The organism is Klebsiella sp. V115_8 (assembly GCF_029967715.1).
GTDB classification, from domain to species: Bacteria; Pseudomonadota; Gammaproteobacteria; order Enterobacterales; family Enterobacteriaceae; genus Klebsiella; species Klebsiella quasipneumoniae.
Genome location: NZ_JASCAR010000022.1, coordinates 79,658 through 95,376, shown reverse-complemented (window position 1 = coordinate 95,376; position 15,719 = coordinate 79,658). Strand labels below are relative to the sequence as shown.

Below are 15,719 nucleotides of genomic sequence, written 5' to 3'. Positions count from 1 at the left end.
TAGCAGAATGCCGTCGGGCCATGTTTTTTAGCTTGCCTTTTTAATCGGCGGCAGGTCGAACGCCTCGCGCAGGGCGCGGACGAAGGCCTTATCGTGGCAGATGGTTTTCCCCGGGCTGTCGGAGAGCTTCGCCACCGGCTTGCCGTTACATTCCACCAGCTTAATCACGATATTGAGCGGTTTAACCTGCGGCAGATCGCAGGTTAAACGAGTGCCAATACCAAAGCTCAGCTTCACCCGCGAGGCGAAGTGGCGATACAGGTCGACGGCTTTCGCCAGGTCGAGATTATCGGAGAAGACCAGCACTTTGCTCAGCGGATCGATGCCCAGCTTCTGGTAATGGGCGATGGCTTTTTCACCCCATTCCACCGGGTCGCCGGAGTCGTGGCGCAAACCCTGATAGCGGGTGGCGAACTCCGGACCGAAATCGCGCAGGAACGCATCCATGGTGATGCAGTCGGTCAGCGCGATGCCCAGCTGGTCAGGATACTCTTCCAGCCAGGCGGCGAGGGCCGCCCGCTGGCTGCTGGCCAGGTTCGGGCTGATCTGCTGGTGGGCCTGGAACCACTCATGGGCCTGGGTGCCCATCGGGGTTAAGTTCAGACGGCGCGCCAGATCGTAGTTGCTGGTGCCGACAAACCAGGGCTCCTGCTGCAGGCGTTGCACAATGGCTTCCTGTACATCGCGTGAAAAACGACGGCGGGTGCCGAAATCCATCAGGCGGAAGGCGCTCATATCGAGGTCAGCGGTCATGGTGGCGAAGTCGCCTAGCTTATGCTCCAGCGCGTTTAGCGCTTGTTCAACGCCCATCTCGGGTGAACGGTAGCGATGGACCAGCTCGCTTATCACCGCCAGCAGGGGGACTTCCCACATGATGGCTTCCCGCCACGGGCCGGTGAGGCGAATGTTCAGCTTGCCGTTGTCATTGGCGACCGTGACCTGGCGCGGGTCATAGCGAAAATCGCGCAGCCAGTCGAGGTAATCCTGGCGAAAAAAGGGGAGGGTGGACAGCCAGCGATATTCATCATCCCGCAGCCTCAGATCGCGCATGGACTCCACCTGCTCGCGGATCGCGTCGGCATAAATGCCGAGCAGGTCGTCTCCACGGCAGCGAAACTCCGCCGCCACATGTACATCGCCGTAGCGGTGGAAGACAGCCTGCTGCATGTGCAGCTTGTAGGCATCCGTATCAAGCAGCGAATGCAGTACAGGAGAAGTGAATTGTGTCATGGTGCGCAGTAGCATCCTCTCACTGGAGCGTTCCATCGAAACCAACGCGGAAAAAGGAGGCGGAGTATACCTTTATTACCCGGCTCTGTCCCGCGATGGCGAGCGATGGCGACGCTGACGGTCATTTGCGAGGCCTAGTTTAATATATTGAACATGGATCACACCACAAGCTTTGCGTCGGGTCGAGGGCAATTCGTGCCGCGAGTGTTAACAAAATGTAGCGATTTTCGTGTTTCACGTTGAAAAGATGAAGATTCTGCATAGCGCGATTGACACAACAGGAATAGACTGGGACGACACTTTACCGAAGATGCTAAAGGTTTTTTATGACACAACAGCCCCAAGCCAAATACCGCCACGACTATCGTGCGCCGGAGTATCTGATTAGCGATATCGATTTGACCTTTGACCTGGATGCCGCAAAAACCGTTGTTACGGCCGAGAGCAAGGTCTCCCGCCATGCGGCTGCGTCTGATGTGCCATTGCGCCTGGACGGCGAAGATCTGACCCTGATTGCTCTGCAGGTGAATGGCCAGCCGTGGAGCGACTATAAAGAAGAAAACAATCAGCTGGTGATCGGCGGCCTGCCGGAGCATTTCACCCTGACCATCGTCAATGAGATCAGCCCGGCGGCGAACACCGCGCTGGAAGGCCTGTATCAGTCAGGCGAAGCGCTGTGCACCCAGTGTGAAGCGGAAGGTTTCCGCCATATCACCTGGTACCTGGACCGTCCGGATGTGCTGGCGCGCTTTACCACCAAAATTATCGCCGATAAAGCCAAATATCCGTTCCTGCTCTCCAACGGCAACCGGATGGCGGAAGGGGAACTGGAGAACGGTCGTCACTGGGTACAGTGGCAGGATCCCTTCCCGAAGCCGTGCTACCTGTTTGCGCTGGTGGCCGGTGATTTCGACGTCCTGCGCGACACTTTTACCACCCGCTCCGGCCGTGAAGTGGCGCTGGAATTGTACGTCGACCGCGGTAACCTCGACCGCGCGCCGTGGGCGATGACCTCGCTGAAAAACTCCATGAAATGGGATGAGGAGCGCTTTGGCCTCGAGTACGACCTCGACATCTATATGATTGTCGCCGTCGACTTCTTCAATATGGGAGCGATGGAAAACAAAGGGCTGAACGTCTTTAACTCCAAATATGTCCTGGCCCGCACCGACACTGCCACCGATAAAGACTACCTCGATATCGAGCGGGTGATTGGCCATGAGTATTTCCATAACTGGACCGGCAACCGCGTCACCTGTCGCGACTGGTTCCAGCTCAGCCTGAAAGAGGGACTGACCGTGTTCCGCGATCAGGAGTTCAGTTCCGACCTCGGCTCGCGGGCGGTGAACCGCATTAACAACGTGCGCACCATGCGCGGGCTGCAGTTTGCCGAAGACGCCAGCCCGATGGCGCACCCGATCCGCCCGGATAGGGTTATCGAGATGAATAACTTCTATACCCTGACGGTCTATGAAAAGGGTGCCGAAGTGATCCGCATGCTGCACACGCTGCTGGGTGAAGAAAACTTCCAGAAAGGGATGCAGCTATATTTCGAACGTCATGACGGCAGCGCCGCCACCTGCGACGATTTCGTCCAGGCGATGGAAGATGCTTCTAACGTCGACCTGTCGCACTTCCGCCGCTGGTACAGCCAGTCCGGCACGCCGATTGTCACCGTCCACGATGACTATAACCCGGAAACCGAGCAGTATACGCTGACCATCAGCCAGCGCACGCCGCCGACCGCCGAGCAGGCTGAGAAACAGCCGCTGCATATTCCGTTTGCCATCGAGCTGTACGATAACGAAGGTAAGGTGATCCCCCTGCAGAAGGGCGGTCATCCGCTGCACCCGGTGCTAAATGTGACCCAGGCTGAGCAGACTTTCGTCTTTGATAATGTCTATTTCCAGCCGGTCCCGGCCCTGCTGTGCGAGTTTTCAGCACCGGTGAAACTGGAATACAAGTGGAGCGATCAGCAACTAACCTTCCTGATGCGCCATGCGCGGAATGATTTCTCGCGCTGGGATGCGGCGCAGAGTCTGCTGGCGACCTACATCAAGCTGAACGTCAACCGTCATCAGCAGGGACAGCCGCTGTCGCTGCCGGTGCACGTGGCGGACGCCTTCCGCGCGATTCTGCTCGACGAGAAGATTGACCCGGCGCTGGCCGCCGAGATCTTAACCCTGCCGTCGGCCAACGAAATCGCCGAGATGTTCGCCATTATCGATCCTATCGCCATCGCCACCGTGCGCGAGGCGCTCACCCGCACCCTGGCGAACGAGCTGGCGGACGAATTCCTCGCGGTATATAACGCCAATAAGCTCGACAGCTACCGGGTGGAGCACGCCGATATCGGTAAGCGAGCCCTGCGCAATACCTGCCTGCGCTATCTGGCGTTCGCAGAGCCGACGCTGGGCGATAAGCTGGTGGCGGCGCAGTATCACCAGGCGGATAACATGACCGACGCGCTGGCCGCGCTGTCGGCGGCGGTTGCCGCTGAGCTGCCGTGCCGCGATGCGCTGATGCAGGAGTATGACGACAAATGGCATCAGGACGGCCTGGTGATGGACAAGTGGTTTATCCTGCAGTCCACCAGTCCGGCGGCCAATGTGGTCGAAACGGTACGCGGTCTGCTGAACCATCGTTCGTTCAGCATGAGCAACCCGAACCGCGTGCGGTCGCTCATCGGCGCTTTCGCCAGCAGCAACCCGGCGGCGTTCCATGCTGAAGATGGCAGCGGCTACCAGTTCCTGGTGGAGATGCTGACCGAGCTTAACCAGCGCAACCCGCAGGTCGCCTCGCGACTGATTGAGCCGTTGATTCGTCTGAAGCGTTATGATGAGAAACGCCAGGCGCTGATGCGCGCCGCGCTGGAGCAACTGAAGGGGCTGAAGGATCTCTCCGGCGATCTGTACGAGAAAATCAGTAAGGCGCTGGCGTAACGGTGGCAAAATCCCCGGTTGCGCTCTCGCTTACCGGGGCTACAGCGCTGTGCGATTTGGTAGCCCGGCCGAGCGAAGCGCGGGCCGGGGACGTTAGTTAGCCATGACTAAACAAACGCGGTGCGCTCTCGCTCTTGCCGCGTTTCATCACCCGCTCCAGCACCTCCGCCTCCAGCTCGGCCAGCTTCGCCGAACCGGTGCGCCGCGGTCGCGGAATATCCACGTTCAAATCGAGACCGATCTTCTTCTCTTCAATCAACAGCACCCGGTCGGCCATCGCCACGGCTTCGCTGACGTCGTGGGTCACCAGCAGGACCGTAAAGCCATGCTCCTGCCACAGAGAGACGATCAGCTCCTGCATCTCCAGACGGGTGAGGGCGTCCAGCGCCCCCAGCGGCTCGTCCAGCAGCAGCAGGCGCGGGCGATGGATCAGCGCGCGGGCCAGCGCAACGCGCTGCTTCTGCCCGCCCGACAGCGCCGCCGGCCACTCCTGCGCGCGGCTCTCGAGTCCGACGCTGGCCAACGCCTGCAGGGCGGCGTCGCGCCAGGCGCCTTTTAACCCCAGCCCCACGTTATCAATCACCGTTTTCCACGGCAGCAGGCGCGCATCCTGAAACATCATCCGGGTGTCGTCCTGGATCGCCGCCAGCGGCGTCGCGCCTGCCAGCAGCTCGCCGGCATTCGGCTTTTCCAGGCCCGCCAGCAGGCGCAGCAGGGTGCTTTTTCCGCCGCCGCTGCGGCCCACCACCGCCACAAACTGGCCGCTGGGGATATGCAGATCCAGCTCGTTAAGAATGGTGTTGTCGCCATAGCGTTTAGTCACCCCGTTCAGCAGCAGCGGGATACCTGGGTTCAGACGGGCAGTGTTCATGCGTTAGCCTCCTGAAGATGATACGCCGGGTTCCAGCGCAGCCAGAGCCGCTCCAGCAGCTGGGCGCTGACGTCGGCCAGTTTGCCAAGAATGGCGTAAAGAATGATGGCGACCACCACCACGTCGGTTTGCAGAAATTCACGCGCATTCATCGCCAGGTAGCCGATACCGGCGTTCGCCGAGATGGTTTCGGCGACAATAAGCGTCAGCCACATCAGACCGAGGGCAAAACGCACGCCGACCATAATCGAGGGCAGGGCGCCGGGTAAAATCACGTGACGGAAAAGAGCAAAGCCGGATAAACCATAGCTGCGCGCCATCTCCACCAGCCCACGGTCGATATTGCGGATCCCGTGCCAGGTATTGATATAGATCGGGAACAGGGTGCCCAGCGATACGAGAAAGATCTTGGCGGTCTCATCGATGCCGAACCACAAGATCACCAGTGGGATCAGCGCCAGGTGCGGCACATTGCGCAGCATCTGGATCGACGTGTCCAGCAGGCGCTCGCCCCAGCGTGACAGACCGCTGATCAGGCCGAGCACCAGTCCAATGGAGCCGCCGATGGCGAAGCCGACCAGCGCCCGCCACGAGCTAATGGCCAGATGCTGCCACAGCTCACCGCTGGCCGAGAGCGTCCAGAACGCTTTCAATACGCCCTCCGGCGAGGGCAGCACCCGCGTCGACAGCCAGCCGACGGACGACGCCAACTGCCAGACAATGACCGTTCCCACCGGCAGCAGCCAGGGGGCGAGGCGTAACAACAGGGGATGGGTTGATTTTGCCATCAGTGCCTCCTCAGCTCTGCGCCACTTTACGCGGGATAAACTCGTTAGCGACGGCTTCCCCCTGCAGACGCAGGTTGTGCGGCTGCGGAACAGACGGCACCGCGACGTCGAGCAGCGGGAACAGCAGCTCGCCGACCCGATACGCCTCTTCCAGATGCGGATAGCCGGAGAAGATAAAGCTATCGATACCCAGCGCGGCGTATTCATTGATCCGTTCGGCAACGGTAGCGGCATCGCCCACCAGCGCGGTCCCGGCGCCGCCGCGCGCTAAACCGACGCCAGCCCACAGGTTGGGGCTGATTTCCAGCTTATCGCGTCGACCATTGTGCAGCGCCGCCATCCGCTGTTGGCCGACGGAGTCGGTTCTGGCGAAGGCCGCCTGGGCGCGGGCGATAGTCTCATCATCCAGATGGGAGATAAGGCTGTCCGCCGCCTGCCAGGCTTCCTCATTGGTTTCCCGCACGATCACGTGCAGGCGGATGCCAAACCGCACCCGGCGACCGTGCCGGGCGGCTTTCTCCCGCACCTGAGCTATCTTCTCTGCCACCTGGGCCGGCGGTTCGCCCCAGGTAAGATAGAGATCGACCTGCTCAGCGGCCAGATCCTGCGCCACCTCAGACGATCCGCCGAAATAGAGCGGCGGACGCGGCTGCTGGAGCGGCGGGAACAGCAGTTTGGCGTCGCGAACGCGCTGGTGCTTGCCGTTAAAGGTGACAGTCTCCCCCTCCATCAGCTTGCGCCAGATATGGGTGAATTCAGCCGAGGCCTCATAGCGCTCGGTGTGGTCGAGGAAGACACCGTCGCCTGCCAGCTCGGCGGGATCGCTGCCGGTGACCAGATTGAACAGCGCCCGGCCGTTCGACAGTCGGTCCAGGGTCGCCGCCTGGCGCGCGGCCACCGTCGGCGACACCACGCTTGGCCTCAGGGCGACAAGGAATTTCAGCCGCTGCGTTACCGGGATCATCGAGGCCGCAACCAGCCAGGCATCTTCACATGAGCGCCCGGTCGGGATTAGTACGCCGGTGAATCCCAGCCGATCCGCCGTCTGCGCGATTTGCTGCAGATAGCCGTAATCGACCGGACGGGCTCCCTCTTCGGTACCCAGATAACGACCATCACCATGGGTCGGTAAAAACCAGAACATATTCAGACTCATGATTTCGCTCCTTGTGCGGCGGCGGGCTGCCAGATGCGGGCCCGGATATCAACTTTTTTCGGCACCAGCTTGTTCTCATAGAACAGGTCGGCCGTCTGCTGCTGGCGAGCGGCGGTTTCAGCGCTCACCGGGGTAACCGAGGTGGGGGGACGATGGTCCAGGTAGCTGGCGATCACCGCTTCCGGTAATCCCATCGTTTTTGCCAGCAGCGTAATGCTTTGCGCACGCTGGCTATGGGTCAGGGCATCGGCCTGGGTAAAGGTATCGAGTACGCCCTCAATAAAGGCGCCATTGCGTTCAGCGTAAGGGCGGGAAGCGAGATAGAAGGATCCCGTCTGTTTCAGGTCGGTTCCGTCGGTCAGCACCCGGGCGCCGCCCTGCAGCAGCGCGGCGGAGTAATACGGATCCCAGATCGCCCAGGCGTCGACATTGCCCTGCTGGAAGGCGGCGCGCGCATCGGCGGGGGCGAGATAGACCGGCTGAATGTCGCTAAACTTCAAACCTGCGAGCTGCAGGGCGCGCAGCAGCAGATTGTGGGAGCTGGAGCCTTTCTGAAAAGCGACCTTTTTCCCTTTTAGCTCAGCCACGTTATGAATCGGGCTGCCCTGCGCCACCAGAATCACTTCCGCTTTGGGCTTTGGCGGTTCCGAACCGATATACACCAGATCGGCGCCGGCCGCCTGCGCAAAGATAGGCGGAATGTCGCCAGTGCTGCCAATATCGATGCTGCCGACGTTCAGCGCCTCCAGCATCTGCGGACCGGCCGGAAATTCAATCCACGAAATATGGGTTTGCGGGTAGCGCTGCTCCAGCAGCTGATGGCTTTTCGCCAGCACCATGCTGACGCTGCCTTTCTGATAGCCGATGCGCAGGGCGTCAGGCGCCGCCGGGGCGGCATGGCCCAGGGCGGAGAACAGCAGCAGCCCGCCGAGGGTCAGAGCGCGGAGAGGATTAAGCATGTTCCACCCCACGCAGAGACGTTAACGACGGGGCGCGGCTGCTGGGGCGATGCAGCGCCTGCCAGAAGGTCTCCAGGGCTTCATCGAGGCGCCGCTGCAGGTTCGGGGTAAACTGCGGCTTGTGCTGGTAATCGGTCACCTGGCTGTCGTCAGCGAAGACGCCATGGAGGATCTCCTGAGCCTTGAGGGCATTCAGCACCGGCTTCAGGGCGTAGTCCACCGCCAGCATGTGGGCGATGGTGCCGCCGGTGGCCAGCGGCAGCACGATTTTGCCCTCCAGCGCCCGCTCTGGAAGCAGGTCGAGCAGCGTTTTCAGGGCGCCGGAAAACGAGGCTTTATACACCGGCGTGGCGATGATCAGTCCGTCAGCCCCGGCCAGCTGCTCATTGAGCGTCTGCAGCGCCGGGTTGTCAAAGCGAGCGTACAGGAGGTCTTCCGGGGCAAAGTTCTGCAGATGCCAGTGGCAGACTTCGATATCGGCGGCGGTGAGCGTCTCTCTGGCGTATTCCAGCAGGGCGCTGGAACGGGAAGGGTAACGCGGGCTGCCCGCAAGCGTAATGACGCGCATCTCTCTCTCCTTATAACTAAATGTTTGCATTTATCTATAATTGATAACATTTGTAGTGAGTGTGACAGAGGGCCATTCTTTCCCTAAATGATTTATCCACCGTTAGATAGCCGAAAAGCGCATAACGGCGCGCGGGGAGGTAATCGTTTGCGCTGATGGGGGATTTTTTGTCGCAGGTCAATTCCCTTTCCGCAACAGATCGCACATAATACGCCCCCGGTTTGCACACCGGGAATCCAGGAGAGTTCATGTACTACCCCTTCGTTCGTAAAGCCCTTTTTCAGCTCGATCCTGAGCGCGCTCATGAAGTTACCTTTCAACAATTACGCCGTGTCACCGGGACGCCGCTGGAAATACTGGTTCGCCAGAAGGTGCCGGCCAGGCCTGTCACCTGCATGGGGCTGACCTTTAAAAACCCGCTGGGTCTGGCGGCCGGGCTGGATAAAAACGGGGAATGCATTGACGCGCTGGGCGCGATGGGTTTTGGATCCATTGAGATCGGCACCGTGACGCCGCGTCCGCAGCCGGGTAACGATAAGCCAAGGATCTTCCGTCTGGTGGATGCCGAGGGGTTGATCAACCGCATGGGCTTTAATAACCATGGCGTCGATAACCTGGTTGAGAACGTGAAGAAGGCGCATTTTGACGGCGTGCTGGGCATCAATATCGGCAAAAATAAAGACACGCCGGTTGAGCACGGGAAAGATGATTACCTGATTTGTATGGAAAAAGTCTATCCCTACGCCGGCTATATCGCCATTAATATCTCCTCGCCGAATACCCCGGGGCTGCGCACGCTGCAATACGGCGAAGCGCTCGATGATTTACTCTCCGGTATTAAAAATAAGCAGCTTGAGCTGCAGCAGAAGCATCAAAAATATGTTCCGGTCGCCGTGAAGATCGCGCCGGATCTTTTGCCTGAGGAATTGATCCAGGTTGCCGATAGCCTCGTGCGTCATAATATTGATGGCGTGATTGCCACCAATACCACCCTCGATCGTTCTCTGGTTCAGGGAATGAAACATTGCGATGAGACCGGCGGACTTAGCGGTCGTCCATTACAATTAAAAAGTACCGAAATTATCCGTATGCTCTCCGCTGAGCTCAATGGCCGCTTGCCTATCATTGGCGTGGGCGGTATTGATTCCGTGATTGCCGCGCGGGAAAAAATGGCCGCCGGAGCATCGCTGGTGCAGATCTATTCCGGATTTATTTTTAAAGGTCCGCCGCTGATTAAAGAAATTGTTACCCACATCTAATCTTTTCCTCCTCTGAATCCCACCCAGGGCTTTATTTCCGGCCCTGGTTGTTTTATATTCCCTCACTGTTGCTTATTTAAACATTTTAGACTTTTCTTAATTTTAGAAAATATTCTGCGGCAAGTCGCAACAACTTTGCAGAGGCGTATGAAAGGGGACAGGGGGAAAAATGCGGATTAAACCTGACGATAACTGGCGTTGGTATTACGATGAAGAGCACGACCGCATGATGCTCGATCTGGCCAATGGCATGTTATTTCGCTCGCGCTTCGCCCGGCGCATGCTGACCCCGGACGCTTTTGCCCCATCGGGATTCTGCGTCGATGACGCCGCGCTCTATTTCTCCTTTGAAGAAAAATGCCGCGATTTCGAGTTGTCGAAAGAGCAGCGGGCGGAATTAGTCCTCAACGCATTAACCGCGATCCGTTTTCTCAAACCGCAGATGCCGAAAAGCTGGCACTTCGTCGCCCATCCCCATCACTGGCAGCCGAGCGGCGGCGACGCGGCCTGCGTCTGGCTGAGCGATACCGGCGAGCAGGTCAATTTACTGGTGGTGGAGCCGGGCGATAACGCCGCGCTTTGTCTGCTGGCCCAGCCGGGTCTCACGCTTGCCGGCCGCGTTATGCAGCTGGGCGATGTGATTAAAATCATGAACGACAGGCTGCAGCCGGCGCAAAGCGCGGTCAGCTACAGCCTGGGGCAGGCGGTTTAAGGCGCCAGGCGCAGGGCCGTTTTCGGCACGCAGCTGCAGGCGAGAATGGTACCATCTCCGGCGACCGCATTTTTCTTTAACGGACTCACTTCCCCTTCTTCAAGACGGATGCGGCAGCTGCCGCAGATCCCCGCCCGACACGAGTAGGGTACGCGAATGCCCTGTTGCTCCAGTTGTTCCAGCAGCACCTGCTGGTTATTGCCGGTAAATTGTTGACCCTGCCATTCAATGGCAACCGTGGCCTGCTGCTGCGCCTCGGGAGCCGGGGTATCGTCGCTTTCGCCGGCGCCGTAGGCTTTCGCCGGGCCGCGGGCGAGGATTTCCACTTCATCCCCCACCCGGATCACGCCGCTGTTACGGGCAATCAGGTTCTGACCAAAGTCGACATCGCCATTATCCTGCGCGGTGCGGAAGCGCTTTAAGGTTTCCAGCGGCTCTCCGCTGGGATGCTTCTGCCCCCGCTCCGGACTGACGGTGGTAAAAATGCAGCGGCTGCACGGCTTGGCGACGTCAAATACCACCTCGCCGACGCGGATCACTTTCCAGCTGTCTTCATCCCAGGCCGCCGCGCCGGTGACCACGAGATTAGGGCGAAACTGTTCTATGCTTACGCTTGCCGGGCAGCGCTGCTGCAGGTCGCGCAGCGAGGCCTCGTTAGCCAGCAGGTAAGGGTAGCCGTCGGCGAAGGAGAGCGGTACCGCATCGTGGCGCTTCACCCGGCGGGTTAACTGTGGCCCCAGCCAGCGCAGCTGGACATCGCGATTGAAAAAGCCGCTGAGCCACTGATTAACGGCGGCGGGCGCGATAAGGGCGGTAAAATGGTTGCCCCAGACTTCTGTCGGCTCGGCCTGAGGGGCGAAATCGTTAAAACGCACCACGGCGCTGCTGCCGTCCGGTGCGGTCAGGTTAAGGCCATCATGCAGCGGCGCCGGAATAAATTTCACCATTTGCGGAAACTGACGGGCGGTAATAAAGGTGCCGTCGGTTTCGGTGACCATAAACAGGCGATCGAAGGCCAGGCCGCTGATATCGGCAAAGGCGTGGGTCAAGCCCATGCCGCGCATGGATTTAACGGGATGAATAAAAAGACGCGAGAGCGTTACCATACGCTGCCTCCGGGTTCCAAAAATAAGCCTATAACTTTATGACATAGGGCACATATTGGCTATAATGCGCACCAATTTTCTTTAAGTAAAAGTGACGATATGAATTCTCTGTTTGCCAGTACGGCTCGTGGGCTGGAAGAGCTGTTAAAAACTGAACTGGAAGGGCTTGGCGCGACGGACTGCCAGGTAGTCCAGGGCGGGGTCCATTTTCAGGGGGATACGCGCCTGCTGTATCAAAGCCTGATGTGGAGCCGGCTGGCTTCGCGCATCATGCTGCCGCTGGGCGAGTGTCGCGTATACAGCGATCTGGATCTGTACCTCGGCGTACAGGCCATTCCGTGGACGGAGATGTTCAACCCTGGCGCCACCTTCGCGGTGCATTTTAGCGGCCTCAATGAGGAGATCCGCAACAGCCAGTACGGTGCGCTGAAGGTCAAAGACGCCATTGTCGACAGCTTCACCCGTAAGAACCTGCCGCGCCCGAACGTCGATCGTGAGTCGCCCGATCTGCGGATCAACGTCTGGCTGAACAAAGAGACGGCGCACATCTCGCTGGATCTGAGCGGCGAAGGCCTGCACCTGCGCGGCTACCGCGATGGCACCGGTATGGCGCCGATCAAAGAAAACCTCGCGGCGGCGATCGTGATGCGTTCCGGCTGGGTGCCGGGCACCCCGCTGCTCGATCCGATGTGCGGCTCCGGTACCCTGCTGATTGAGGCGGCGATGCTGGCGACCGACCGCGCGCCGGGCCTGCACCGCGGCCACTGGGGCTTTGGCGGCTGGGCGCAGCACGACGACGCCATCTGGAAAGAAGTGAAAGCGGAAGCGCAAACGCGCGCCCGTCAGGGGCTGGCGGCATATGGGTCACGCTTCTGTGGCTCCGATGTCGACGAACGCGTCATTGACCGCGCCCGTCGCAACGCCCGTCGGGCCGGCATCGGCGAGCTGATCGATTTTGAAGTCAAAGACGTCGCCCAGCTGAATAATCCGCTACCGAAAGGCCCGTACGGCACCGTGATCAGCAACCCGCCGTACGGCGAGCGTCTGGAAAGCGAGCCGGCGCTGATTGCCCTGCACAGCCTGCTGGGCCGGATCATGAAAAGTCAGTTTGGCGGCTGGAACCTGTCGGTGTTCAGCGCCTCGCCGGAGCTGTTAAGCTGCCTGCAGCTGCGTGCCGACAAACAGTTTAAAGCCAAGAACGGCCCGCTGGACTGCGTACAGAAGAATTATCACCTGGCGGAGAGCGAAGGCGGCAAGCCGGCGATGCTGGCGGAAGATTTTGCTAACCGTCTGCGTAAGAACCTGAAGAAGTTTGAAAAATGGGCCCGTCAGGAAGGCATTGAATGCTATCGCCTGTACGATGCTGACCTGCCGGAATACAACGTGGCCATCGACCGCTACGCCGACTGGGTGGTGGTCCAGGAATATGCCCCGCCGAAAACCGTCGATGCGCACAAAGCGCGCCAGCGCCTGTTCGATATTATCGCCGCGACCATCGCCGTACTGGACATGGCGCCTAACAAGCTGGTGCTGAAGACCCGCGAGCGGCAGAAGGGGAAAAACCAGTACCAGAAGATGGCGGAGAAGGGCGACTTTATCGAGGTGCAGGAGTACAACGCGCGCCTGTGGGTCAACCTCACCGACTACCTGGATACCGGTCTGTTCCTCGACCACCGTATCGCCCGCCGTATGCTCGGCCAGATGAGCAAAGGCAAGGACTTCCTGAACCTGTTCTCCTATACCGGCAGCGCCAGCGTCCACGCCGGCCTCGGCGGCGCGCGCTCCACCACCACAGTCGATATGTCGCGCACCTATCTGGAGTGGGCGGAACGCAACCTGCGTCTCAATGGCCTGACCGGCCGCGCGCATCGCCTGATGCAGGCGGACGTGTTGGGCTGGCTGCGGGAGAGCACCGAGCAGTTCGATCTGATCTTTATCGATCCGCCGACCTTCTCCAACTCCAAACGAATGGAAGATGCTTTCGACGTCCAGCGCGATCACATTCGCCTGATGACCGATCTGAAACGTCTGCTGCGTAAAGGCGGCACCATTATGTTCTCGAATAACAAACGCGGTTTCCGTATGGATCATGACGGGCTGGCGGCGCTTGGCCTGAAGGCGCAAGAAATTTCGCAAAAAACGCTGTCGCAGGATTTTGCCCGCAACCGTCAGATCCACAACTGCTGGCTGATTACCGCAGCCTGAAAGGAATAAAGAATGTCACTGATTAGTATGCACGGCGCCTGGCTTTCCTTCAGCGATGCGCCGCTGCTGGATAATGCCGAGCTGCATATCGAAGATAACGAACGCGTCTGCCTCGTCGGACGCAACGGCGCCGGTAAATCGACCCTGATGAAGATCCTCAACCGCGAGCAGGGGCTGGATGACGGGCGCATTATTTATGAACAGGATCTGATTGTGGCGCGTCTGCAGCAGGATCCGCCGCGCAATGTCGCCGGTACGGTGTACGATTTTGTCGCGGAAGGCATCGCCGAGCAGGCGGCCTACCTGAAGGCCTATCATGACGTGTCGCATCAGGTCATGACCGATCCGAGTGACAAAAATTTAAATGAACTGGCGCGCCTGCAGGAGCAGCTCGATAACCTGGGGCTGTGGCAGCTGGACAGCCGCATTAACGAAGTGATTGAGCAGCTTGGTCTCGACGCCAACGCGCAGCTGGCATCCCTGTCCGGTGGCTGGCTGCGTAAAGCGGCGCTGGGCCGCGCGCTGGTCAGCGGGCCTCGCGTGCTGCTGCTCGATGAACCCACCAACCACCTGGATATCGAAACCATCGACTGGCTGGAAGGGTTCCTCAAAACCTTTAAAGGCACCATTATCTTTATTTCGCACGACCGCTCCTTTATCCGCAATATGGCGACGCGCATCGTCGACCTCGATCGCGGCAAGCTGGTGACCTACCCGGGCGATTACGATCAGTATCTGCTGGATAAAGAGGAAGCCCTGCGGGTTGAAGAGCTGCAGAATGCGGAATTCGACCGCAAGCTGGCCCAGGAAGAGGTATGGATCCGCCAGGGGATCAAAGCGCGCCGCACGCGTAACGAAGGCCGCGTTCGCGCCCTGAAGGCGATGCGTCGCGAGCGCGGGGAGCGCCGGGAAGTGATGGGCAGCGCCAGAATGCAGGTTGAAGAGGCTTCGCGCTCCGGCAAAATCGTGTTCGAAATGGAGAACGTCAACTACCAGGTTGATGGCAAAGTGCTGGTGAAAGATTTCTCCGCGCAGATCCAGCGCGGCGACAAGATTGCCCTGATTGGCCCCAACGGATGCGGGAAAACCACGCTGCTGAAGCTGATGCTTGGCCAGCTGCAGGCCGACAGCGGGCGGATCCACGTCGGCACTAAACTGGAAGTCGCCTACTTCGATCAGCACCGCGCAGAGCTCGATCCGGATCGGACGGTGATGGATAACCTCGCGGAAGGTAAGCAAGAGGTGATGGTTAACGGTAAGCCGCGCCATGTGCTGGGCTACCTGCAGGACTTCCTGTTCCATCCCAAACGGGCGATGACCCCGGTGCGCGCGCTCTCCGGCGGGGAACGTAACCGCCTGCTGCTGGCGCGTCTGTTCCTGAAACCCAGCAACTTATTGATTCTCGATGAACCGACAAACGACCTGGATGTCGAAACGCTGGAGCTGCTGGAAGAGCTGATCGATGGCTATCAGGGCACCGTGATGCTGGTAAGCCACGATCGTCAGTTCGTGGATAACACCGTAACCGAATGCTGGATCTTCGAAGGCGGCGGTCGCATCGGCCAGTACATCGGCGGCTATCACGATGCCCGCGGCCAGCAGGCCCAGTCGTTGGCGCAGAAGCAGCCGGCAGCGAAAAAAACGATGGAAGTCGCTCAGCCAAAAGCAGAAACTGTCAAACGCGGTGGGAACAAACTAAGCTATAACCTGCAGCGCGAGCTGGAACAGCTGCCGCAGAAGCTGGAAGCTCTCGAGGCCGAACTGCAGACGCTGCAGGAACAGGTTGCCGATCCCGACTTCTTTGGACAACCGCACGATCGCACGCAGCAGGTGCTGGCAAAGCTGGCCGAAGCGGAACAGGCGCTGGAAGCAGCCTTTGAACGCTGGGAATATCTCGAAGGATTAAAGAACGGCGCCTGAGCC

The 15,719-nt window shown here is 59.5% G+C and carries 11 protein-coding genes and 1 pseudogene; 5 read left to right on the top strand and 7 right to left on the bottom strand.

Annotation, left to right across the window (positions count from 1 at the left end; genetic code table 11):
* Positions 1-27: 27 nt before the first annotated feature.
* A complete protein-coding gene (gene pncB, locus QLG03_RS06535; RefSeq protein WP_032428717.1) occupies positions 28-1,230 on the bottom strand; it encodes a nicotinate phosphoribosyltransferase in 1,203 nt (400 codons plus the stop codon).
* 326 nt (positions 1,231-1,556) lie between these two features.
* Between pncB and pepN the strand changes: the two genes are divergently transcribed.
* Entirely contained in the window at positions 1,557-4,172 is a 2,616-nt protein-coding gene (gene pepN / locus QLG03_RS06530) for an aminopeptidase N (protein ID WP_023289038.1), read from the top strand.
* Between the two features lie 97 nt (positions 4,173-4,269).
* Here the strand turns inward: pepN and ssuB are convergent, their stop codons facing one another.
* From ssuB to ssuE, 5 genes and pseudogenes are all read right to left on the bottom strand, one after another.
* The gene (gene ssuB / locus QLG03_RS06525; protein WP_255988102.1) at positions 4,270-5,043 is read right to left on the bottom strand and encodes an aliphatic sulfonates ABC transporter ATP-binding protein; all 774 of its coding nucleotides are present in this window, start codon (positions 5,041-5,043) and stop codon (positions 4,270-4,272) included.
* Positions 5,040-5,831 carry an aliphatic sulfonate ABC transporter permease SsuC gene (ssuC, locus tag QLG03_RS06520; RefSeq protein WP_004201413.1) on the bottom strand — a complete coding sequence of 264 codons (792 nt, stop codon included), beginning with the start codon at positions 5,829-5,831 and terminating at the stop codon, positions 5,040-5,042. Before ssuC ends, ssuB begins: the two co-directional genes overlap by 4 nt.
* 10 nt (positions 5,832-5,841) lie before the next feature.
* Positions 5,842-6,987, bottom strand: coding sequence for an FMNH2-dependent alkanesulfonate monooxygenase (ssuD, locus tag QLG03_RS06515; RefSeq protein WP_023289041.1), 1,146 nt, complete (start codon positions 6,985-6,987; stop codon positions 5,842-5,844).
* Positions 6,947-7,946, bottom strand: a pseudogene (locus QLG03_RS06510) (sulfonate ABC transporter substrate-binding protein). The gene ssuD and the pseudogene QLG03_RS06510 overlap by 41 nt, the downstream one beginning before the upstream one ends.
* Entirely contained in the window at positions 7,939-8,514 is a 576-nt protein-coding gene (gene ssuE / locus QLG03_RS06505; RefSeq protein WP_004201416.1) for an NADPH-dependent FMN reductase, read from the bottom strand. The pseudogene QLG03_RS06510 and the gene ssuE overlap by 8 nt, the downstream one beginning before the upstream one ends.
* 248 nt (positions 8,515-8,762) lie before the next feature.
* Between ssuE and pyrD the strand changes: the two genes are divergently transcribed.
* Entirely contained in the window at positions 8,763-9,773 is a 1,011-nt protein-coding gene (gene pyrD, locus QLG03_RS06500) for a quinone-dependent dihydroorotate dehydrogenase (RefSeq protein ID WP_004201417.1), read from the top strand.
* 169 nt (positions 9,774-9,942) lie between these two features.
* Positions 9,943-10,485 (top strand): cell division protein ZapC, encoded by a 543-nt coding sequence (zapC, locus tag QLG03_RS06495; RefSeq protein WP_023289043.1) that lies wholly within the window; start codon positions 9,943-9,945, stop codon positions 10,483-10,485.
* Here zapC and QLG03_RS06490 read toward each other — a convergent pair.
* Complete coding sequence (locus QLG03_RS06490) at positions 10,482-11,591, bottom strand: YcbX family protein (protein ID WP_274578564.1); 1,110 nt, start codon at positions 11,589-11,591, stop codon at positions 10,482-10,484. The genes zapC and QLG03_RS06490 overlap by 4 nt on opposite strands.
* A 99-nt stretch (positions 11,592-11,690) precedes the next feature.
* On the opposite strand from QLG03_RS06490, the gene rlmKL reads away from it, so the two are divergent.
* A complete protein-coding gene (gene rlmKL / locus QLG03_RS06485) occupies positions 11,691-13,796 on the top strand; it encodes a bifunctional 23S rRNA (guanine(2069)-N(7))-methyltransferase RlmK/23S rRNA (guanine(2445)-N(2))-methyltransferase RlmL (RefSeq protein ID WP_255988097.1) in 2,106 nt (701 codons plus the stop codon).
* Positions 13,797-13,808: 12 nt separating this feature from the next.
* Complete coding sequence (locus tag QLG03_RS06480) at positions 13,809-15,716, top strand: ABC transporter ATP-binding protein (protein ID WP_023289046.1); 1,908 nt, start codon at positions 13,809-13,811, stop codon at positions 15,714-15,716.
* The last annotated feature ends 3 nt before the right edge of the window (positions 15,717-15,719 follow it).

Bases quoted from the DNA above. Each gene is read 5' to 3' on its own strand.
- pepN (WP_023289038.1), top strand. From the start codon at position 1,557: ATGACACAACAGCCCCAAGCCAAATACCGCCACGACTATCGTGCGCCG.
- zapC (WP_023289043.1), top strand. From the start codon at position 9,943: ATGCGGATTAAACCTGACGATAACTGGCGTTGGTATTACGATGAAGAG.
- QLG03_RS06490 (WP_274578564.1), bottom strand. From the start codon at position 11,591: ATGGTAACGCTCTCGCGTCTTTTTATTCATCCCGTTAAATCCATGCGC.
- ssuC (WP_004201413.1), bottom strand. From the start codon at position 5,831: ATGGCAAAATCAACCCATCCCCTGTTGTTACGCCTCGCCCCCTGGCTG.
- pyrD (WP_004201417.1), top strand. From the start codon at position 8,763: ATGTACTACCCCTTCGTTCGTAAAGCCCTTTTTCAGCTCGATCCTGAG.
- pncB (WP_032428717.1), bottom strand. From the start codon at position 1,230: ATGACACAATTCACTTCTCCTGTACTGCATTCGCTGCTTGATACGGAT.
- ssuB (WP_255988102.1), bottom strand. From the start codon at position 5,043: ATGAACACTGCCCGTCTGAACCCAGGTATCCCGCTGCTGCTGAACGGG.
- QLG03_RS06480 (WP_023289046.1), top strand. From the start codon at position 13,809: ATGTCACTGATTAGTATGCACGGCGCCTGGCTTTCCTTCAGCGATGCG.
- ssuE (WP_004201416.1), bottom strand. From the start codon at position 8,514: ATGCGCGTCATTACGCTTGCGGGCAGCCCGCGTTACCCTTCCCGTTCC.
- ssuD (WP_023289041.1), bottom strand. From the start codon at position 6,987: ATGAGTCTGAATATGTTCTGGTTTTTACCGACCCATGGTGATGGTCGT.
- rlmKL (WP_255988097.1), top strand. From the start codon at position 11,691: ATGAATTCTCTGTTTGCCAGTACGGCTCGTGGGCTGGAAGAGCTGTTA.